General features: G+C 65.5%; 19 protein-coding genes. 8 read left to right on the top strand and 11 right to left on the bottom strand.

Annotated features, from left to right (window positions below; translation table 11 throughout):
• Window positions 1–187: 187 nt before the first annotated feature.
• From mtnA to rpsF, 10 genes are all read right to left on the bottom strand, one after another.
• Window positions 188–1,252 (bottom strand): S-methyl-5-thioribose-1-phosphate isomerase, encoded by a 1,065-nt coding sequence (gene mtnA / locus ABRP17_RS16130; RefSeq protein ID WP_349984539.1) that lies wholly within the window; start codon window positions 1,250–1,252, stop codon window positions 188–190.
• 20 nt (window positions 1,253–1,272) lie between these two features.
• Entirely contained in the window at window positions 1,273–1,971 is a 699-nt protein-coding gene (locus tag ABRP17_RS16125; protein ID WP_188327241.1) for a DUF3011 domain-containing protein, read from the bottom strand.
• 132 nt (window positions 1,972–2,103) lie between these two features.
• Window positions 2,104–3,048: an EF-P lysine aminoacylase EpmA gene (epmA, locus tag ABRP17_RS16120; protein ID WP_349984559.1), complete on the bottom strand. Its 945-nt coding sequence runs from the start codon at window positions 3,046–3,048 to the stop codon at window positions 2,104–2,106.
• 5 nt (window positions 3,049–3,053) lie between these two features.
• Window positions 3,054–3,536 carry a GNAT family N-acetyltransferase gene (locus ABRP17_RS16115; RefSeq protein ID WP_349984540.1) on the bottom strand — a complete coding sequence of 161 codons (483 nt, stop codon included), beginning with the start codon at window positions 3,534–3,536 and terminating at the stop codon, window positions 3,054–3,056.
• Window positions 3,537–3,585: 49 nt separating this feature from the next.
• A complete protein-coding gene (gene ligA, locus ABRP17_RS16110; protein ID WP_349984541.1) occupies window positions 3,586–6,078 on the bottom strand; it encodes an NAD-dependent DNA ligase LigA in 2,493 nt (830 codons plus the stop codon).
• A 488-nt stretch (window positions 6,079–6,566) separates the two neighbouring features.
• Window positions 6,567–7,307 carry a cell division protein ZipA gene (gene zipA, locus ABRP17_RS16105; RefSeq protein WP_188326925.1) on the bottom strand — a complete coding sequence of 247 codons (741 nt, stop codon included), beginning with the start codon at window positions 7,305–7,307 and terminating at the stop codon, window positions 6,567–6,569.
• 107 nt (window positions 7,308–7,414) lie between these two features.
• Entirely contained in the window at window positions 7,415–10,918 is a 3,504-nt protein-coding gene (smc, locus tag ABRP17_RS16100; RefSeq protein WP_349984542.1) for a chromosome segregation protein SMC, read from the bottom strand.
• Window positions 10,919–11,152: 234 nt separating this feature from the next.
• The gene (gene rplI, locus ABRP17_RS16095; protein WP_188326923.1) at window positions 11,153–11,605 is read right to left on the bottom strand and encodes a 50S ribosomal protein L9; all 453 of its coding nucleotides are present in this window, start codon (window positions 11,603–11,605) and stop codon (window positions 11,153–11,155) included.
• Window positions 11,606–11,706: 101 nt separating this feature from the next.
• Window positions 11,707–11,937 carry a 30S ribosomal protein S18 gene (gene rpsR / locus ABRP17_RS16090; protein ID WP_005926280.1) on the bottom strand — a complete coding sequence of 77 codons (231 nt, stop codon included), beginning with the start codon at window positions 11,935–11,937 and terminating at the stop codon, window positions 11,707–11,709.
• A gap of 11 nt (window positions 11,938–11,948) precedes the next feature.
• Window positions 11,949–12,392: a 30S ribosomal protein S6 gene (gene rpsF, locus ABRP17_RS16085; RefSeq protein ID WP_188326922.1), complete on the bottom strand. Its 444-nt coding sequence runs from the start codon at window positions 12,390–12,392 to the stop codon at window positions 11,949–11,951.
• 302 nt (window positions 12,393–12,694) lie between these two features.
• Here rpsF and ABRP17_RS16080 point away from each other — a divergent pair, with 302 nt between their 5' ends.
• Window positions 12,695–13,951, top strand: a complete 1,257-nt coding sequence (locus ABRP17_RS16080) for an MFS transporter (protein ID WP_349984543.1) — start codon at window positions 12,695–12,697, stop codon at window positions 13,949–13,951.
• Window positions 13,952–14,553: 602 nt separating this feature from the next.
• Here the strand turns inward: ABRP17_RS16080 and ABRP17_RS16075 are convergent.
• On the bottom strand, window positions 14,554–14,892 hold the full coding sequence (locus ABRP17_RS16075) for an iron-sulfur cluster assembly accessory protein (RefSeq protein WP_192080001.1): 339 nt from the start codon (window positions 14,890–14,892) through the stop codon (window positions 14,554–14,556).
• Window positions 14,893–15,165: 273 nt separating this feature from the next.
• Here ABRP17_RS16075 and asnS point away from each other — a divergent pair, with 273 nt between their 5' ends.
• From asnS to kynU, 7 genes are all read left to right on the top strand, one after another.
• Complete coding sequence (gene asnS / locus ABRP17_RS16070; protein WP_192080003.1) at window positions 15,166–16,560, top strand: asparagine--tRNA ligase; 1,395 nt, start codon at window positions 15,166–15,168, stop codon at window positions 16,558–16,560.
• Window positions 16,561–16,591: 31 nt separating this feature from the next.
• Window positions 16,592–16,891 (top strand): hypothetical protein, encoded by a 300-nt coding sequence (locus ABRP17_RS16065; RefSeq protein ID WP_188326918.1) that lies wholly within the window; start codon window positions 16,592–16,594, stop codon window positions 16,889–16,891.
• A gap of 7 nt (window positions 16,892–16,898) precedes the next feature.
• A complete protein-coding gene (locus ABRP17_RS16060) occupies window positions 16,899–17,213 on the top strand; it encodes a hypothetical protein (RefSeq protein ID WP_188326917.1) in 315 nt (104 codons plus the stop codon).
• Window positions 17,214–17,218: 5 nt separating this feature from the next.
• Entirely contained in the window at window positions 17,219–17,845 is a 627-nt protein-coding gene (locus ABRP17_RS16055; protein ID WP_192080005.1) for an FMN-binding negative transcriptional regulator, read from the top strand.
• Window positions 17,846–17,889: 44 nt separating this feature from the next.
• Entirely contained in the window at window positions 17,890–18,552 is a 663-nt protein-coding gene (gene can / locus ABRP17_RS16050) for a carbonate dehydratase (protein ID WP_188326915.1), read from the top strand.
• 21 nt (window positions 18,553–18,573) lie between these two features.
• Window positions 18,574–19,086: a 3-hydroxyanthranilate 3,4-dioxygenase gene (locus ABRP17_RS16045; RefSeq protein ID WP_349986255.1), complete on the top strand. Its 513-nt coding sequence runs from the start codon at window positions 18,574–18,576 to the stop codon at window positions 19,084–19,086.
• A 308-nt stretch (window positions 19,087–19,394) separates the two neighbouring features.
• Window positions 19,395–20,669 (top strand): kynureninase, encoded by a 1,275-nt coding sequence (gene kynU / locus ABRP17_RS16040; protein WP_349986256.1) that lies wholly within the window; start codon window positions 19,395–19,397, stop codon window positions 20,667–20,669.

Raw genomic sequence — 20,669 nt, 5'->3', positions numbered from 1 at the left:
GGGTTCCGTTGTCTGGTAGCGGTCCAGTCCGTCGCGCCAGCCCTTGCGGAGCGGCAGCGACGGAATCTCGATTAACTGACGGAGTCTACCACAACGCAGGCTTTTCCGCCCCTGTTCAGCCGGTTTTTACCCGAAGAAATCAGCAACTTAGGGACCGGTTCGCGGTGATCGGAGCGAGCTCGGCCCATCAGCGGCTGAAAGCGGCCTGCATGCTCGCTACCGACGGGGCCAGAATGACGCCGCGCTCGGTGACGATGGCATCGATCAGCTCGCCCGGCGTGACATCGAACACCGGGTTCCAGGCGGCGATGCCCTCTGCCACCGTGCGCGTGCCACCGACACCGTACAGCTCACCCGGGTCACGCTGCTCGATCTCGATCTCGGTGCCATCAGCGGTATCCATGTCGACCGTCGAGGACGGTGCCACCACCATGAATTTGACGCCGTGGTGGCGCGCGGCGATCGCCAGCTGATAGGTGCCGATCTTGTTGGCCGTATCACCGTTGGCACAGATGCGGTCTGCGCCCACGATCACCCACTGCACCGCACCGGTTTTCATCAGGTGCGAAGCGGCCGAATCGGCGATGAGGGTGGCATCGATACCGTCCTGCTGGAGTTCCCACACCGTCAGCCGGGCGCCCTGCAGCCATGGCCGTGTTTCACCGGCGAACACGCGCGCGATGCGCTCCTGCGCCATGCCGGCACGAATCACCCCGAGGGCGGTACCGAAGCCGGCCGTGGCCAGTGAACCGGTGTTGCAATGGGTCAGCACGCCGCTGCCGGGCTCGATCAGGCCGGCACCCAATGCCCCCATGTGGCGGTTGGCCGCGAGGTCTTCGGTGGCGATCGCTTCGGCTTCAGTCTCCAGCGCCTGCTTCCACTGGCCATCGGCTACGGCCAGCACGCGCCGCATGCGGGCCAGGGCCCACGCGAGGTTGACCGCTGTCGGCCGCGACGCATTGAGGCGTTGCAGCGCAGGCTCCAGCTTCATCAGCGCCTGCGCGCCGTCGTCGGCGTCCACCTCGCGGGCGGCAAGCACGACGCCCCACGCGGCGGCGATGCCGATGGCGGGTGCGCCGCGCACGGTCAGCGCATGGATCGCCGCGGCGACGTCGTCGCTGGTGGTGCACGCCACGTGCTCCACCACGAAGGGCAGCTTGCGCTGATCCAGCAGTTGCAAGGCATCGCCGGTCCACAGGATCGGACGGATGTGGTCGTAGCGGGCGTAATCGATATCGGTAGGCGCGTTCATGCGCCCATTGTAATGCGCGCTCAGTTCACCGAGAACTCGGCGCGGCAGCCATCGTCCACCCACACCCCGCGCTTGTCCCAACCCCAGCTGCGGCCTTCCACGCAGGGGCTGCCGGACAACTGGCGGACCATGTTCGCGCCGGTGCTGATGGTGGCCCCGCAGAAGCGTTTGCGCCGGTCCTTGGATTCGCAGGTCAACCGGCGCGGCACGTCGACGAAGCCGCCGCCGTCTTCCGCGCCGATCTCGAAGTCGCCCTCGCAGCCACGGGTGGTCCAGATTTCGTTGCGCCGGTAGCCCCAACTGTGTCCTTCGCGGCAAGGCATGCGCGAGTTCTGCCGCAGCAGGCGCACCGGCGCCCCTTCAAGGCGCACCGGGCAGCTCTGCGGGCGGCCGTTGGATTCGCAACGCACGACGCGGCGAACCAGTTTGGGCGCGGCCCCTTCGACCGCAGGCGCTGCGTTACCGCGCGCGCGGAACTCGCCCCGGCAGCCGAGGGTGACCCACACACCTGAACGATCGGTGCCCCACTCGCTGCCGCGCACGCACGCGTTGTCAGACAGCTGGCGGACCAGTTCAACGCCTCCGCTGACGTCCATATCGCAATGCTTCCACTCCAGATCGCGGGACTGGCAGCGCACCACCTCGCCGGCATAGCCGCCCTGCCCCGGTGCCGCGGCCGCCGAAGGCAGCAACGCGGTCCAGAGCAGCAGCGCGCCCATCGATGCCCCCGTGCTTGCCAACAGCTTGTTCAACGACAACCCCGCCTGTAATCGCGATTCACTTGCCACCATGCGGCAACCGGCGTGATAAGAGCATCATCACGCGCGCGCCGCAAGCGTAAAACACGTCGTTCAGGCACGGCTGAAGTCAAACGCCAGCACGTCGGCGATGCGCGGGGTCTGCGCCATCGCCATCAGCAGCCGGTCCACCCCCACCGCCACGCCCGCGCAGGCCGGCATCGCCGGCAGGGAAGCGAGCAATGCGTCGTCCAGCGGCGGCAATACGTCACCGCGCGCCTGCCTGCGCACATGGTCGGCCTCGAACCGTGCGCGCTGTTCGTGCGCATCGCCCAGCTCGTGGTACCCGTTGGCCAGCTCAACCGGACCGAGATAGAGCTCGAAGCGTTCGGCCAGCGCAGGCGTACCGGGGCGGATGCGGGCCAGCGCGGCCTGCGATGACGGCCAGTCGTGTACAACGGTCATGACCGCGTCGTCGAAACCGGGCTGGATGCAGTGGGTCATCAGCAGGTCCAGCCAGTCGTCACGCCCCAGGCCGGCGGGATCGATGGCGATATCGGCCAGTGGCTGCCGCAACTGCTCGATGCTGTCCTCGAAGGGGTCAACGCCCACGCGCTGCTGGTACAGCGACCGGTAATCGATCACCTGCAGCGTCGCCTGCCGTCCCACCAGCGCGAGCGCCTGATTCACCAGTGCGGCGGTTTCCACCAGCAGTCCATGATGATCCCAGCCGATGCGATACCACTCCAGCATGGTGAACTCGGGGTTGTGCCGCCCGCCTGCTTCCCCGTTGCGGAAAACACGCCCCAGTTCATAGCAGTCACCCACGCCTGCAGCCAGCAGACGCTTGAGCGGAAACTCCGGCGAGGTACGTAGCCAGCGCCGGCGCACGCCGGCATCGCGATGGCCGCTGAAATCGGTGTGGAAGCTGTCGATGTTCGGCTCGGTGTTGCCGGCCGCCGACAGGATCGGGGTCTCCACTTCCAGCACAGCGCGTTCGGCGAAGAACTGCCTGATGAGCGCATTGAGCGCGGCGCGCTGCCGCAGCGCGTGCAGCAAGGGGCTCACAGCACGCCGTCGCGCGGGTGGTCCAGCGGCAGCGTCATCAGGTCGCGCGTGTCGTCGATGTAACCGGTGGCGGTGTACAGGCGGCGCGCCAGCTCGTTGTGGCGGTTCACTTCCAGGCGCAAGCGGCCGACGCCACGCCCGCGTGCGCGCTGCTCGACAATCGCCAGCGCCTGCTTGCCGCGCCCACGACCGCGTACGCCTGGGGCGAGATACAGTTCATCCAGCAGCGCAAAGTGCCCGCCCTGCTCCAGGCTGAAGCCCATGGCGATCACCACATAGCCACCTACCGCACCGTGCTCGTCCAGCAACATCAGCACCTCGCCGTTACGGGGATCGGCCAGCAGCGCATCCACGCCACGGCGCACGCGCGCATCATCGAATTCGATCTGGTCTTCGATGTAGAACGCGCGCATCAGCTCGATCAGCCGCGCCTCGTCGGCACGCGTGGCCAGGCGGAAATCCAAGGGGGCGGTCTGCATGCAAGTCTCCTTCAAGGGGGCGACCGGGCACCAGCCCGGCCTGTATCCGTCATTCGTGTGTGGCAAGGAACGCCAGCAACTGGTCTTCGTCCCAGACCGGTACGCCCAGCGACTGCGCCTTCTCCAGCTTCGAACCGGCCTCGGTGCCGGCCACCACGAAACTGGTTTTCTTCGACACACTGCCTGCGACCTTGGCACCCAGCGCTTCCAGCCGCTCTTTCGCCGCGTCGCGGGTCAACGCGGTCAGCGTGCCGGTGAGCACTGCAGTCTGCCCGTCCAAGGGTCCAGCGGCCTGCTGCACCTGCGTCGGCGCCTTCTGCAGGATCTCGCGCATCGCCTGTTCGGCCTTCAACAACATCTCGCCGTGGCCGTCGCTGTCCAGCCAGGTGGCCACGGCGCGGGCCGTTTCATCCGGCAGCCCGGCATTGACCAGCTGGCCATGCTCGGCGTCGAGCACGGACTGTGCGTTGCCGAGCGCGGCCACCAGCTTTTCGGCACGCAGCCGGGTGATGCCGGGAATCTCCGCTTCCACCAGCAGCTGCGCACTGTCCAGCCCTTCGCGCAGCTTCGCACTGGGCGGATGGGCATCGGTGATGCGCACCTGACCCACCTGCAGCAGGTCATCGATGGCCTGCTGGTTACCTGCCTGTTCGAAGAAATGTCCCAGCGAACGTGCTACTTCGCCGCCGATATCCGGCACCCGCTTGAACAGGGGCCACGGCAGGTGGCGGATCAGCTCGAGCTCGCCATACCACTGTGCCAGCGCCTTGGCGGTGCTCTCGCCCACGTGTTCGATGCCGAGTGCGAACAGCAGGCGCTCCAGCGTAGCGTCACGGCTGGCGTCAATCGCGGCGACCAGATTGTCGGCCCAGCGCGTGGCGATCTTCTTCGTGTTCCAGGTAAACGCAACGGGCTGCGCGAGCGCCTGCGCACGCCAGCCTGCATCGCCGCCGTCGAGCTTCATCGCAGCATTGAGTACCGCGCTGCTGCCTTCTGGCGGCAGATGCGGCTGATAGCTGGCCGCCAGCGCAGAAGGATCTTCGGCATCGAGCACCAGCTTCAGCTGCAGCAGGGTGTCGCGGGTCAGCCGGTACAGATCGGCGACGCTGCGTACGATGCCCGCATCCACCAGGGTCTCGATGTACTTGCCCCCCAGGCCGTCGATGTCCATCGCGCGTCGTGAGGCGAAGTGCGCGATGGCTTCCTTGCGTTGTGCCGGGCAGCTCAGCTCGCCGGAACAGCGCCAAGCGGCGGCGCCCTCTTCGCGCACGATCTCAGATCCGCAGACCGGGCACACGGTGGGCATGGTCCACGGCACCGTACCGGCAGGTCGGCGGTCGGCGATGACGCTCACCACTTCGGGAATCACATCGCCCGCGCGGCGCACGATCACGCTGTCGCCCACCCGGACATCCAGCCGCGCGATCTGGTCGGCGTTGTGCAGCGTGGCGTTGGACACGATCACTCCGGCCACGGCGACCGGCGCCAGACGCGCGACCGGTGTGGCGGCGCCGGTGCGGCCGATCTGTATCTCGATCGCCTCGACCGTCGTGCTCTGTTCCTGCGCGGGGAACTTGTGCGCGATCGCCCAGCGCGGGGCGCGGGCGACAAAGCCCATGGCCTGCTGGTCATCAAAGTCATCCAGCTTGTAGACAACCCCATCAATATCAAAATCTAAATTTTCACGGAGGAGCTGCACATTTACGTAGTATCGGAGCAACTCACGGATACCTGAAACGCGGGACGCTAAATCTGAGACTTGAAATCCGTACTCCCGAAGCAGCATCAGCGAGTCATGGTGCGAGGACGCGATACGAGAATCTTCACCCTCAAAAAAATCTGGTTCAACCTCTACGACGCCTAACCCATACGCAAAAAAAGCCAGTGGCCTCTCGGCAGTGATCCGCGAATCAAGCTGCCGGACCGAGCCTGCGGCGCCATTCCTAGGATTCGCCAGCACTTTTCCATCATTCTTCCTAGCTTTGTCGTTGTATGCCAGAAACTTCTTCCTCGGCATATAGACCTCTCCACGCACCTCCAGTACTGCAGGCACACGGCGGGTCCCGAGCCGCAAGGGCACATCAGAAATGGTCCTCACGTTCGAGGTGACGTCCTCGCCGACCATTCCGTCACCGCGAGTCACCGCTTGGACCAGCTCACCTAGCTCATATCGCAAGCTCATCGCTAAGCCATCGATCTTGGGCTCAGCGGAAAACGTGGCATTTACACGCCCTATGCGACGCTCGATTCGCCTAACGAATTCGATGACTTCCTGATCGCAAAAAGCATTGTCCAAAGACAACATTGGTATCTCATGCATCACCTTCCGAAAGGAGCGCTTAATATCGCCCCCCACCTTGTGGGTAGGCGAGTCAGCAACAATCAGCATCGGATGATCAGATTCGAGACGGGTCAGCTCACGCACCAAGGCGTCATAGTCCGCGTCGCTCATCAGAGACACATCGCGTCCGTGGTACGAGTCTGACGCTCGTCCAATGATCTGACGTAGTTCTGCGGCGCGCTTCGCGGGTGACGACTTCATATGTTCGTGCTTCTTAGGTGGCTGCTGAATTCTAGCGCGTTAAGCCGTTCCGACGGCGTGTACCTGCCGACCAAGCACACGTAGCGGCCAGCCCCTGCAGCCGGCGTCATATGCATCCCCACTGATCAATTCCAGATGACCTGAGCCCTACCCGCCTCCCTGCAGCCATTTCTTTCAGCTGGGCAGAACTAGCCTTACCGTGATCGGCAGCCCTGGCCACGCATCCGCGACCATCCTTGATCGCCAACTGTTCCTGCTCGGCTCTAGTCAAGGCACCTAAGGCCTCTCTTCGGCGGCGTAGCAGGTGGGCCGCGACAGTGAAGGGCAGTGGCAGGCACCACTTCGCCCCTATGTGCGCGTTACGCTCACACGCGAAGAGCGCATCAACTAGGCTACGGTGCGGCCGCCACCTGAGTTTAGTGAGCCAGTGAACCGCGACGCCCTGCCCTCTGATGCACAGCAGCCCGCCTCCCCTGTCAGCGCCCCGCTTACCAGCGCGGCGTCTTGGTCAGCGGCGGTGCCTGATGCTGGCGGTCATACGCACGCAGGTCGTCACGGATGTGCGCGATGCGCTGGCGACCCAGCGCATTGCGCCCGTCATCCAGCACCACCGCGTCCAGCAGTTCGGCCATGCGCTGCACGGTCGGCAGCATCTTTTCCCAGGCATCCAGCGCGGTCAGCGGGGCGGGAAGCGTCAGGAAGAAGGCGATTGCCGGGGTCTCCATCTCGCGGATGGTGCCCATGTCGAAGCTGCCCGGCTTCATGATGCTGGCCATGGAGAAGATCGGGCCGCGCTCGGGATGGCCTTCAACCAGACGGTGGAACACATTCATGTGGCCGAACACCAGACCGGTCTTTTCCGCCGCCACCACGATGTCTTCGCCGCGCAGCTTTTCACCCGCACGCGCGGCCACGAACAGCGACACGATCTTGTCGAAGTCCTGACTGGCCCGCTTGCCCAGATCGCTGTTTCCGTGCGGATCCGCGTCGGACAGGCCAAGCTCGGGCTGTTCGCCTTCCATACCCGAGGATGGGAGGCCTTCGCCCTCCTCGCCTGGCACGCCGCCACCCAGCACGGGCTCGCGACGCGCGGATTTGTCCCCACCTGGCTCGCCTTCGACGCGGCGCCCCTGGGTTTTCTTTTTCGGTCGGCCAAACAGGAAGATCGCAGCGATCAACAGCAGGCCGGCAGTGAGGATGCCGATGCGCAGCAGTGCGGTGTCGGACATTCGAGAGGGTCTCCGGCTAAATACGTTCAGACAAGAATGGCACGATGCAAGGCTTCTTGCACCGGGGGGGCGGCAAGAATGCCTGATCCCCCCGTGCAGAGCGTGTATCAGGCCGCGCCTGCCAGCCGCGCCGCCTCTTCCAGGTCCACGCTCACCAGGCGACTGACGCCGGGCTCGCGCATGGTGACGCCGGAAAGCTGGTGCGCCGCTTCCATCGTGGCCTTGTTGTGACTGACGAACAGGAACTGCACTTTCTCGCTCATCTCTTTCACCATGTTGGCCAGCCGGCTGACGTTGGCTTCGTCCAGCGGCGCATCGACCTCGTCCAGCAGGCAGAACGGTGCGGGATTGAGCTGGAAGATCGCGAACACCAGCGCCACGGCAGTCATCGCCTTCTCACCGCCGGACAGCAGCGAAATGCTCGACACGCGCTTGCCCGGAGGCCGCGCCATGATGGTGACGCCGGTATCAAGCAGGTCTTCGCCGGTCAGCTCCAGATAGGCATGGCCACCACCGAACAGGCGCGGATAGAGCGCCTGCACGCCGGCGTTGACCCGGTCGAAGGTGTCCTTGAAGCGGCCACGGGTTTCGCGGTCGATCTTGCGGATCGCATCTTCCAGCGTTTCCAGCGCGGTGGTCAGGTCCAGGTTCTGCGCATCCAGGTACTCCGAGCGCTGGGAGGCTTCGCCGTATTCCTGGATGGCCGCAAGGTTCACCGGCTCCAGCCGGCGCATGCGGCCGTCGATCTGCTGCACGGTCTGTTCCCAGTCGCCCAGCCGGGCATCGTCCGGCAGGGTTGAAATGACCTCCTGCAGCACGAATCCGGCCTTTTCCACGGCCGCCTGAAGCTGCTCGGCGCTGAGCACCAGCGCCTGCTGGTCCAGCCGCCGCTGCGAGATCTTTTCGCGCTGGGCCAAGGCCTGCTCGTCCCGCTTGTGCCGGGTCTGCTCCAGCTCGCGCAGCTCCACATCGATTCCATCCAGCAGCGAGCGGGCCTGCGACAGCAGGCCATCTGCGCGAACACGGGCCTCCAGCGCGGCTTGATGCTCGGCCTGCAACGACTCGACGGGCATATCGCCATCGTCCAGCTGCGCATGCAGTTCGCCCAGCCGCGAATCCAGCTGGCCGCGCTGGTTGCTCATGCGCTCCAGCGCTTGGCTCAGCGACGCCACCTGCGCACGCTGTGATTCCAGAGTAAGCGCCAGGGAGTGCGCCGTCTCACGCACACTGCGGGCGGCGTCACGGGCGCGATCACGCGCTTCGGTGAATTGCCGCCTCTCGTTTTCAAGGGCGTTCCGCACCGACTCCAGGTCGCCCATGCTGTTGACGGCACTGTCCAACCGCGCCCGTGCCTCGCGCACCTGCTCGCGGTTGACGTCCAACGTCTCCAGCAGCTGGCTCAGCTCACCTTCGATGCGATCGATGCGGGTACGCGCCGACTCCAGCTTGCCCTGCTGGCCCTGCAACTGGCCAGCGAGCTCGGAAACACCACGGTGCATCTGGTACAGCGACCGCTGCACGTCTTCGCGCTGCTGCTCGGCGTCGAGCAGCTGCTCACGGAAGCCGACCAGCAACTGTTCCAGCTGGGCCTCGCGCTGCGCCAGTACTTCGATCTGCTCGCGCAGGGTGTTTATCTCGCGTTCGCGCAGCAGCGCGCCCTGCTTGGCGGCACCGGAGCGCGACACACGCACCCAGCCTGTACCCAGGCGCTCACCCCCACGGGTGATCACGGAATCGCCTTCGGGCAGCGTGGCCTGCAGCCGTGCCGCGTCCGCCAGATCTTCGGCGGCGTGCAGGCGGGCCAACAGGCGACGGATCGCCGCCGGCCCTGTCACCTTTGCAGCGAGCGACGTGGCGGCGACCTGCAACGGCGCATCGTCATCGGCAACCAACGCGATGCGGCCTTCGCCCAGCTCACCCAACGCCTCGACGAGTTGCTCGGGTGCATCCACCAGCACGCCTTCGATCAACTGGCCAAGCGCACTTTCCACCGCGTTTTCCCAGCCCGCCTCGACCTGCAGGCGCTCACCCACGCGTGCGCCCGAATCGAGCCCTCGCGCTTTCAACCAGGCAACGGCGGCGCCCTGCTCCTGGCCGAGTGCGGCCTGCTGCAAGGTCTCCAGCGAGGCCAGGCGACCGCGCACCCCGTTGCCCTGCTTGCGCAGCTCGGCCAGCTCATTCTGGGTGCCGCGCTGCTGCTCCTGGACGGCGGCAACCTCCTGCTTGCGCAGCTCGACCTGCTCGCCCAGTTCTTCCAGCGCGCTCTTCTGCGTATCGTGCTGCACGTGCAGCTGCTCGAACACCGCTTCGAGGGCATCTACATCCAGTCCCGAACGCTCGGCCTGCAGGGCCTCACGACGACGATCCGCCTCAAGCACCTGCTTGTCCAGGTAGTCCACGCGGGTGCGCTCGACGTCGCCGGAGCGCGATGCTTCCGAGCTCTGGCGGGTGTGCTGCTCCCAACGCACCTGCCAGTCGGCCAGTCGCGCTTCTGCATCACGCAGGCTGTCCTGCTTGATCTCGTTCTCTTCCTGCAACTGCTCCAGCTGCGGGGTCGCGGCATCGACCGATTCGCGCAGCACCATCAGCTTCGCCTCGTCGCCGCTGATGTGGTGGCCCAGCTCGGCCAGCGCCTGCTGCGTTTCATCGCGCGCCTTGTGCAGGCGCTGCGACAGCTCGCGCTGGTGGTGGATCTGCTGTTCCAGGCGGGCCAGCGTGCTGCCCACCTGATACACCTCGGCCTGTGCCGCATTGAGCGCATCGGCGGATTCTTCACGACGAACGCGCGAGGTCTCGATGCGCGCCTCTGCTTCGCGTTGTTCGGCGATCAGCTGCTGCAGGCGCGTTTCTTCCTGCGCCAACCCTTCGCGCAACTTGCTCAGGCGCCCGTCCAGCCCGCGGAACTCCAGCGCCTTCCACTCTGCATCCTTGACCCGACGTTCTTCCTGCAATGCCTGGTACTGCTCGGCCTGCCGCGCCTGCCGCTTCAAGTGCTCGAGCTGCTTGCCGATCTCATCGCGCAGGTCACCCAGCCGATCCAGATTCTCACGGGTGTGGCGGATGCGCGTCTCGGTTTCCTTGCGCCGTTCCTTGTACTTGGAAATGCCGGCGGCTTCTTCCAGGTAGACACGCAGGTCTTCGGGCCGGGCCTCGATGATCTGGCTGATCATGCCCTGTTCGATGATGGAATAACTGCGCGGCCCCAGGCCGGTACCGAGGAACAGATCGGTGATGTCGCGGCGGCGGCACTTGGTGCCGTTGAGATAATAGTTGCTGCTGCCGTCGCGGCTGACGGTGCGCTTTACCGATATCTCGTTGAACGAGGCGTACTCACCGGAAATGGTGTGGTCGCTGTTGTCGAAAATAAGCTCGACCGTCGCCTGCGATACCGGCTTGCGGGCCGACGAACCGGCAAAGATCACATCGGTCAGCGAGTCTCCACGCAGCCGGCTGGCCGAGCTTTCGCCCATCACCCAGCGCACCGCATCGATGATGTTGGACTTTCCACAGCCGTTCGGTCCGACCACGCCGGTCATGTTGGTCGGCAGGTGCAGCGTGGTGGGATCGACGAAGGACTTGAAGCCAGACAGCTTGATCGTGGAAAGACGCATAGGGTTTCCGGGCTGGGGCCGGGGTACGGCCTGCATTTACCCGCCAACCCCTTGGCCCGGTTGGGTCAGGGCCGTCGGACGGGTGTCATGCGCCGAGTATACCGATGTGGCCGTGTTGTACGAACGCGCCCGCGTGATCGCGCACTACCGGCCATCCGACTTCCGCCCGCCCAACGCAAAACGGGCCCCCTTGCGGGAGCCCGTTCTGGTGATTCCATGCCTTTCGGCGTGGGATCAGGCCTTTTCGGCTTCAACCACGACCTTGACGGTGGTCTCAACGTCAGCGTGCAGGTGCACCAGGACGTCGTACTCGCCAATGTTGCGGAAGGCGCCTTCGCCCAGGATGACTTCGCTCTTGTTGACCGGCAGGCCAGCAGCGGTGAAGGCATCAGCGATTTCGCGTGCGCCGACCGAGCCGTACAGCTTGCCTTCGGTCGAAGCGTTGGCACCGATGGTGACGCTCTTGCCTTCCAGCTTGGCCTTGCGGGCTTCGGCGTCGGAATGGATCGACTCTGCCTTGGCTTCGTATTCGGCGCGCTTGGCCTCGAACTCGGCCTTGTTGCTCTCGGTGGCCGGCACGGCCTTGCCCTGCGGCACGAGGAAGTTACGGCCGTAGCCCGGCTTCACGTCGACCAGGTCGCCCAGGTTGCCGAGGTTGGTGACTTTCTGCAGAAGGATCAGCTGCATGGTGTTACTCCAGAATGTATTCGTTAGCGAGGCAAGGCCCCGCAGCGGATGGCTGTCCGAATATCAGGTGCAGAGGGGCGGCACGGGGCCGCCCGCCGGCATCAGATGTCGTGGTTGTCGGTGTACGGGATCAGGGCCAGGAAACGGGCGCGCTTGACGGCCGTTGCCAGCTGGCGCTGGTACTTCGACTTGGTACCGGTGACGCGGCTCGGCACGATCTTGCCGTTCTCGGTCAGGTACTGGCGCAGGGTGTTGAGATCCTTGTAATCGATCTCCTTGACACCTTCGGCCGTGAACTTGCAGAACTTGCGGCGACGGAAGAACTTGGACATGTCAGTGCTCCTTAAGCGGCCGAAGCGGCGTCTTCGCCGGCATCGGTGTCAGCGGCGGGGGTGGTGGTGGTCTCACCTTCTTCGTCGTCACGACGACGACGCTCGCCACGCTCGGGCTTCTCGCCCTTCTCGTCCTTGCTCTTCATGATCAGCGACTGCTCGGTATCCGGGCCATCGCGCTTGACGACCAGGTTGCGCAGCACGGCATCGTTGAAGCGGAAGCTTTCCACCAGCTCGCTCAGTACGGCCTGGTCCACTTCGATGTTCAGCATGACGTAGTGGGCCTTCACCAGGTTCTGGATCGGGTAAGCCAGCTGACGACGGCCCCAGTCTTCCAGACGGTGAATGGTGCCGTTGCCGTTCTCGACCAGCGACTTGTAGCGCTCGATCATGGCCGGGACCTGCTCGCTCTGGTCCGGGTGGACCAGGAACACGATTTCGTAATGACGACTCATGTTTATATACCTTTCGGATGTGGCCGTTAGGCCGGACAGCCCCCCGCAGTAAGTTCGGCGGTGGGGCAAGGGTTCCCGCGCTGGGCGCAGGAAGCCGCCAAGTATGCCTTGCTGGCTCGCGCGGGGCAAGCTCTGGCGTCGGCCGGGCGGTGGGGCTGACACATTGCGTGCGCCCGACATGGGTAGCGCCGAGCCACGCTCGGCGGGATCTCTGCCGGCCATTGGAAATACAGCGTTCAGCGCACAGGACGGAAAACGCGCGACCGTGCTGCAGCGCAGCAGTACAATCTGCAATCGTTTACATGCCCCGGATTGTCGTGAACCCGTCCCCTGCCCCTGTCGTCACTTCTTCACTGGCGGCCACACTGACACCGCGCCAGCGCACCTTCATTCTGCTGGCGCTGTCGCTGGGTGGGTTTGCCATCGGCACCAGCGAGTTCGCCAGCATGGGCCTCATGCTGGACATCAGCCGCGGCCTGTCCATCACTGAAGCCCAGGTCGGCCACCTGATCAGCGCATATGCGATCGGCGTGGTCGTCGGTGCGCCGGTGCTGGCGTTCGCCGGTGCGGGGATCAGCCGTCGCAGCCTGCTGCTGGGACTGATGGGCTTCTATGCCATTGGCAACCTGGCCAGCGCACTGGCGCCCAGCTACCCCACGATGTTGCTGGCGCGCTTCGTCGCCGGGCTGCCGCACGGCGCGTACTTCGGCGTAGCCATGCTGGTGGCAGCGTCGATCAGCCCGCCGGCGCAACGCGGCGCCGCGGTGTCCAAGGTGCTGCTGGGCCTGTCCGTCGCCATCCTGGTCGGCAATCCGTTGACCACCTGGCTGGGCCAACAGTTCACCTGGCGCACCGCGTTTGCGCTGGTCAGCCTGCTGGCGTTGGCCACGGTGGTGATGGTGGCCCGCCACCTGGCGCCGGACCCGAACGAAGTGCGCACCAGTCCGATGCGCGAACTGCGCGCGTTCAACACCACCCAGGTGTGGCTGGCGCTGGCCATCGGCTCGATCGGCTTTGCCGGCATGTTCTGCGTCTTCACTTACCTGGCCCCCACGCTGGTGCATGTCACCGGCATCAACGAGCGCTGGATGCCGGCGGCCGTGGGCCTGTTCGGTGTCGGCGCGATCATCGGCAACATGATGGGCGGCTGGCTGGTGGATCGCCTGCAGTTCCGCGCGGCCGGCGTGCTGCTGGCGTGGTCGGTGGTGGTGCTGCTGCTGTTTCCGCTGGCGGCCCACACGGCGTGGGCGATGGTGCCGGCGATCATCGCGGTGGGCACGATGGGCGCGCTGGCCGTGGCCCTGCAGACCCGCCTGATGGATGCCGCCGGTGAAGCGCAGACGCTGGCGGCGGCATCCAACCACGCGGCGTTCAATACGGCCAATGCGCTGGGCCCGTGGCTGGGCGGCATGGCCATCGGCGGCGGGTTCGGCTACGCCTCCACCGGTTACGTGGGCGCTGCTACTGCGGCGGCGGGGTTGCTGCTGTGGGGTGTGTCGGTGCTGATCGAGCGCCGGCGTGGCGCCGGGTCGCTGGCAGCGGCGGCGTCGAACGGGTGAAACCCCCTCGCGGCTGGCTGCTTCAAGGCTGCTGCGAGTGGGCCGGGCGGTGGGGCTGGTCGGGGGACGCGCACAAGTACGTCCATGTAGCGCTCGTTTCGCGCCATCCATGGCACTCAACGCCCCCGCCCAGCCCCACCGCCCGGCCCCCTGACAGGTTCCGGGGCCGCCCGCCGCGTATGAAAAAAGAAGAAAAGCGGTAGCGCCGACCCATGGTCGGCGAGCGCAGCGGGCCGTTGGCGGGCACATTCCGCCGAGCACGGCTCGGCGCTACAGATGACGGTATCTCGCGGGGTGGAGGGAGCCCCTGAGTCAGGGGCGGCCGCGAAGCGGCGGGGTGTGGGTGCTGGTGAGACGGGGCCCGCGGTTTGCGAAGCAAAGCGTGGGAGCGGCAGCGCGAATGCGATGACGTGGACCCCGCCATGGATGGCGCGAAACGAGGCACGCATGGATGCAGCCCTTGCCGTCCCCCGCCAATCCCACCCCGCCCTGCCAACCCTCAGCCATGCAGCTCTGGACGTTGACGTTGACGTTGACGTTGACGTTGCTGTTGGCGTGACCGTCACCTCTGCGGGCGCCGGGCGCAGCCCGGCAACCACCCCTCAGCGGTGGGTTTCGTCTGTGGTAAAGCTCTCGCCGCAGCCGCATTCGGCCGACGCGTTCGGATTCTTGAACGTGAACGTCTCGCTCAGGCCGTGTTTGCCGAAGTCGATCACCGTGCCATCCACCAGCGGCAGGCTCTGCGCGTCCACGTAGATGCGCACGCCCTCCTGTTCGAACACGCTGTCGCCCTCGCGCTCGTCGCGTGCCAGGTCGGTCACATGGCCCCAGCCGGAGCAGCCGGTACGGGTCACGCCGAAGCGCAGGCCCAGCGCCCCCGGGCTCTGGGAAACGAAGCGCTGGACGCGCTCAAAGGCAATGGGGGTCAGGCTGACAGCCATGATGGTGCTCCACGAAGGTACCAGACGAGTATAAAGGGGACCGGCCCGGCAGAAATGCCTCGCAAGCAGAACAGCGCCCCCGGGCTCTGGGAAACGAAGCGCTGGACGCGCTCAAAGGCAATGGGGGTCAGGCTGACAGCCATGATGGTGCTCCACGAAGGTACCAGACGAGTATAAAGGGGACCGGCCCGGCAGAAATGCCTCGCAAGCAGAACGCTGCAACCGGTAAACTTCGAATTCACAGATCGAGTCGATCAGCAGAGGATTCAAGTCATGACGGTGGTCAGCGTTGAACATGCGCTTGCGGGGAAGATCCCGGAAGGCGGCGAAGTCACGGTGCGCGGCTGGGTGCGCACGGTCCGTGGCTCAGCGAATCTGGCCTTCATCAATGTCACCGACGGGTCCTGCTTTGCCCCCATCCAGGTGGTGGCGGCCGAATCACTGGCCAACTTCGATGAAATCAAGCGCCTGACCAGTGGCTGCTCGGTCATCGCCAAGGGCACGTTGGTGAAGTCGCAGGGCAAGGGCCAGTCGTTCGAAATCCAGGGCAGCCACGTGGAAGTGGTCGGCTGGGTCGAAGACCCGCTTACCTACCCGATCCAGCCGAAGCCGATGTCGCCGGAGTTCCTGCGCGAAGTCGCCCACCTGCGCCCGCGCACCAACCTGTTCGGTGCGGTCACCCGCATCCGCAACTGCCTGTCGCAAGCCGTGCACCGGTTCTTCCACCAGAACGGGTTCAACTGGATCAGCACGCCGATCATCACCACCTCCGATGCCGAAGGCGCAGGGCAGATGTTCCGCGTTTCCACGCTGGACATGATCAACCTGCCGCGCAACGACCGCGGCGAAGTGGATTTCAGCCGCGACTTCTTCGGCAAGGAAACCTTCCTGACCGTGTCCGGCCAGCTGAATGTCGAGGCGTACTGCCTGGCGCTGAGCAAGGTGTATACCTTCGGTCCGACCTTCCGCGCCGAGAACAGCAACACCACGCGGCATCTGGCCGAGTTCTGGATGATCGAGCCGGAAATCGCGTTCGCGGACCTGGCCGAAGATGCGCGCCTGGCCGAAGAGTTCCTGAAATACCTGTTCCGTGCGGTGCTGGACGAGCGCGGTGATGATCTGGCCTTCCTTGCCGAGCGCGTGGACAAGAACGCGATCAGCAAGCTGGAAAACTTCATCAACGCCCCGTTCGAGCAGATCGACTACACCGAAGCGGTGAAGCTGCTGCAGAACTCGGGCAAGAAGTTCGACTTCCCGGTCGAGTGGGGCTTGGACCTGCAGACCGAGCATGAGCGCTGGCTGACCGAAGAACACATCGGGCGTCCGGTGGTGGTCACCAACTACCCCGAGCACATCAAGGCGTTCTACATGCGCCTGAACGACGATGGCAAGACCGTCGCCGCGATGGACGTACTGGCGCCGGGCATCGGCGAGATCATCGGTGGCAGCCAGCGCGAAGAGCGCCTGGACGTGCTGGATGCACGCATGGCGCAGTTTGGCCTGGACCGCGAGCACTACAGCTGGTACCGCGACTTCCGCCGCTACGGTTCGGTGCCGCATGCCGGCTTCGGCCTCGGCTTCGAGCGCCTGGTGGTTTACGTGTGCGGCTTGTCCAACATCCGTGATGCGATTGCGTATCCGCGTGCACCGGGCAGCGCCGACTTCTGATCCATCCTGCACTCATGGAGGTACTGCAACGATGACCCTGTTCTTCGCGCTGTGTTTTTTTGGCGTGGCGATCGCCGGGTTCAGTGCCTTCGTGATTTTCTGGCCGCTGACCCTGGTGCACCTGCGCGACCGCCACCCGGCGCTGTCGCAGCGCTTCGGCAGCGGCGCCTTCCTCAAGCCCGAGGCGTTGGCCTGGCTGCTGCGGCGTGACTACCGCGCGCAGCCGGACCGCTCGCTGTCCGGGCTGGCGACACCGGCCTGGGTGTCGCTGCTGACCCTGCTGGCAGGATTGGGCATGGCTGCCCTGCTCTGGCTGGCATCGCTCTGGTAATCACGAAATGAATGAAGAAACCGCATCCCAGGACACCTGGTGGCTGGCCAGCCTCGGCAACACGCTGATCTGGGCACGCCTGCGCATCCGGCCTGCCGGCACCGCCGAGGTGCTCGACAGTGATGGCAACACGCTGAGCTATGACGGCGAAGACACCGCGCGCGCGCAACTGTTCGACGCCGACTTCGTCGAGTTCGAGGGGCTGGATGAAGAAGACGCGCTGGTGCGCGGTTTCTCGTTGCATGAAGTGCAGCCGCCGAAAGCGTCCAGCGACGAAGGCCTGCGCGGCCTGATGGTGCAGTCGCTGGGCCGCACGGTCTAAGAACGGTGTTCACCCCGCGCGCGTTCGCCGAGACCGACCTGCAGTGGCTGGACGCGTTGTTCGCGCGCGATCCGTTCATCACCGTGCTCACCACCGGCGACGATGGCCTGCCGGAGCTGACCCGACTGCCGGTGCTGTACCAGCGCCAAGGCAGTGACATCACACTGCATGGCCACTGGGCCAGGGCGAACCCGCAGTCGCGTCGCGACGGGGCCGCCAAGGTGCTGGTGGACGGACCGCATGGCTACATCTCGGCGTCGTGGTATCCGGACAAAGAACAGATGGCCCGCGTACCGACCTGGAACTATGCCGCCGCCGAACTGCGCGGCCAACTGCAGCGCTTCGACGACACCGACGCGCTGGCGGATCTGGTTGCTGCTACCGGCGATCTGTTTGAAGCCGGTGTGGGCCAGGCATGGCGGTTCGAACCCGAACGCGAAGACCACCGCAGTCAACTGCGCGGCATCATCGGCTTCCGTTTCGTGGTGGACGATGTGCAACTGAAACTCAAGCTCAGCCAGAACCATCCGGTGGCCAACCAGCAGGCCGTCATGGGCGCGCTGGAGGCGTTGCCCTCCCCCGCTTCGCATGAGCTGGCGCAGTGGATGCGCCGCTTCCTTGCCACGCCATAGCGCATGGCTGATTGAGCCATCCCCTTTCCCGCAGGGACACTTTCATGAAAGACGTTTTCAAGCTGCTGCAGAACAACCGCGAATGGGCTGATCGGGTGCAGAAGGAAGACCCCGAATTCTTCCATCGCCTGTCCACCCAGCAGAGTCCCGAGTATCTGTGGATCGGGTGCTCCGATTCGCGCGTGCCGGCGAACCAGATCATCGGCATGGCGCCGGGCGAGGTGTTCGTCCACCGCAACGTGGCCAACGTCGTGGCGCACACCGACCTGAACTGCCTGAGCGTGATCCAGTACGCCGTGGACCAGTTGAAGGTGAAGCACATCCTGATCGTCGGCCATTACGGCTGCGGCGGCGTGCATGCCAGCCTCAACAATGTGCGCGTGGGCCTGGCCGACAACTGGCTGCGCCACGTCGGCGATGTGGCGCAGAAGCACGCCGCGATCCTGGATGCGATCGACGATCCGGACCAGCGCCATGCGCGGCTGTGCGAACTGAACGTCATCGAACAGGTGGCCAACGCATGCCAGTCGACGATCGTCCGTGATGCATGGACCCGCGGCCAGAAGCTGACGGTGCACGGATGGGTCTACAGCCTGCGCGATGGGCGCGTGCGCGAGATGGGCATCGACGTGGACAGCGCCGAAGCGCTGCAGCCGGCTTATGAGAAGGCGCTGTCCTTCGTTCCGCGCACCGGCAAGCGCGACTGAGCTTTCCACAGGAGTAGCGTCATGCTTGCGTCGCCGATCAACCTGCTGGCCTGGGTAGAAGAGAATCGCCACCTGCTGAAGCCGCCGGTGGGCAACAAGATGATCGAGGACGGCGACTTCATCGTGATGGTGGTCGGCGGTCCGAACGCGCGCACCGACTTCCATATCGATGCCGGTCCGGAATGGTTCTACCAGCTCGAGGGCGAGATGGTGCTGAAAGTGCAGGAGGACGGCGCGGTCCGCGATATTCCGATACGCGCCGGTGAAATTTTCCTGCTGCCCGGCAACGTACCGCACTCACCGCGTCGCCCCGCCGGTGGCGTCGGGCTGGTGGTGGAGCGCAAGCGGCTTCCCCATGAGCGCGACGGCGTGGCGTGGCACTGCGAGCGCTGCAACCACCTGCTGCATGAAGAGTGGTTCCACCTGCAGAACATCGAAAGTGATCTGCCAAAAGTCTTCGCCCGCTACCAAGGCGATCTGTCGCTGCGCACGTGTGCGCAGTGCGGCCACGTCGACCCGCTGCCTGCGGGCTGACCTGCAAGGGGGCGCCGAGCCGTGCTCGGTGGCGCTTCGCGCGGGATGGACATTCCGCCGAGCATGGCTCGGCGCTACCCTGCGTTTGCCATGATCGGCGACCCGGCGCTGCGCGCGGGTCGGGCATTCCGCCGAGCATGGCTCGGCGCTACCTGCATCCTTGCCAGGGCCAACGCACCCGACTCGGCGGCGCTGCGCACGCCTCGGACATTCCACCCAGCGTGGATCGGCGCCACCGGGGTCGACGACGATCGGCCCGTCCGCTGCGCGGTACACTTCGTGCCACGTCAATCTATGCCGCTGCCCTCATGTCCGAACTGCTTACCCGCGCCCATGCCCTGGCCCTGGATGCCGCAGATCCGCTGCGCGCCTTGCGCGATGAATTCCTGATCCCACGCCACAATGGCGGCCAGCAGATCTACTTTGTCGGCAACTCGCTGGGCCTGCAGCCGCGCGGTGCGCAGGCGATGGTGCAGGAAGTGATGGGCCAATGGGGCGACCTGGCCGTGGAAGGCCACTTCACCGGCCCCACCCAGTGGCTGGGCTACCACCGGCTGGTCAGCGAGCAGTTGGCCCGGGTGGTGGGGGCATTGCCCAGCGAAGTAGTGGCGATGAACACGCTGAGCGTCAACCTGCATCTGATGATGGTGAGCTTCTACCGCCCCACCACGCAGCGCCCGGTGATCCTGATGGAAGCAGGCGCGTTCCCGACGGACCGCCATGCGGTGGAGGCACAGATCCGTTTCCACGGCTTCGACCCGGCCGACTGTCTGGTGGAAGTACAGCCCGACGAGGCCGCCGGTACGATTTCGCTCGCCGCCATCGAGCAGGCCATCGCCACGCAGGGTGCGCGGCTGGCGCTGGTGCTGTGGCCCGGCGTGCAGTACCGCACGGGCCAGGCGTTCGACCTGCAGGCCATCACCGCACTGGCGCGGGCGCAGGGTGCCGCCATCGGCTTCGACCTGGCACACTCGGTCGGCAATCTGCCACTCAACCTGCACGACGTGGCACCGGATTTTGCCGTCTGGTGCCATTACAAGTACCTCAACAGCGGCCCTGGCGCCGTGGCCGGTGCGTTCGTCCACGAACGACATCACCGCGACCGCACCCTGCCCCGCTTCGCTGGCTGGTGGGGTCATGAAGAGTCCACCCGCTTCCAGATGGCCCCACAGTTCACCCCGGCGGTCGGTGCAGAGGGCTGGCAGTTGAGCAATCCGCCGATCCTCGGCCTCGCGCCGCTGCGTGCCTCGCTGGATCTGTTCGAACGCGCCGGCATGGACGCGCTGCGCAAGAAATCGGAGGCGCTCACCGGCCTGCTTGACGCGCTGGTGCAGGCAAGGCTGCCGCACGTGCTGGAGCGCATCACCCCGGCCGAAGCCGAGCGGCGCGGTTGCCAGCTTTCGCTGCGGGTGATCGGTGGCCGCGAGCGGGGCCGCGCCCTGTTCGAGCATCTCCGCTCGGTTGGCGTGCTGGGCGACTGGCGCGAGCCGGATGTCATCCGCATCTCCCCAACGCCGCTCTACAACCGCTACCAGGACGTGCACCACTTCGTCGACGAAGTGGAGGCGTGGGCCGGTGGCTGA

Source organism: Stenotrophomonas sp. WHRI 8082, assembly GCF_040223995.2.
Lineage (GTDB): Bacteria > Pseudomonadota > Gammaproteobacteria > Xanthomonadales > Xanthomonadaceae > Stenotrophomonas.
Note: the sequence above shows the minus strand (reverse complement) of the source record. Positions and strands in the feature narration are given on the sequence as shown.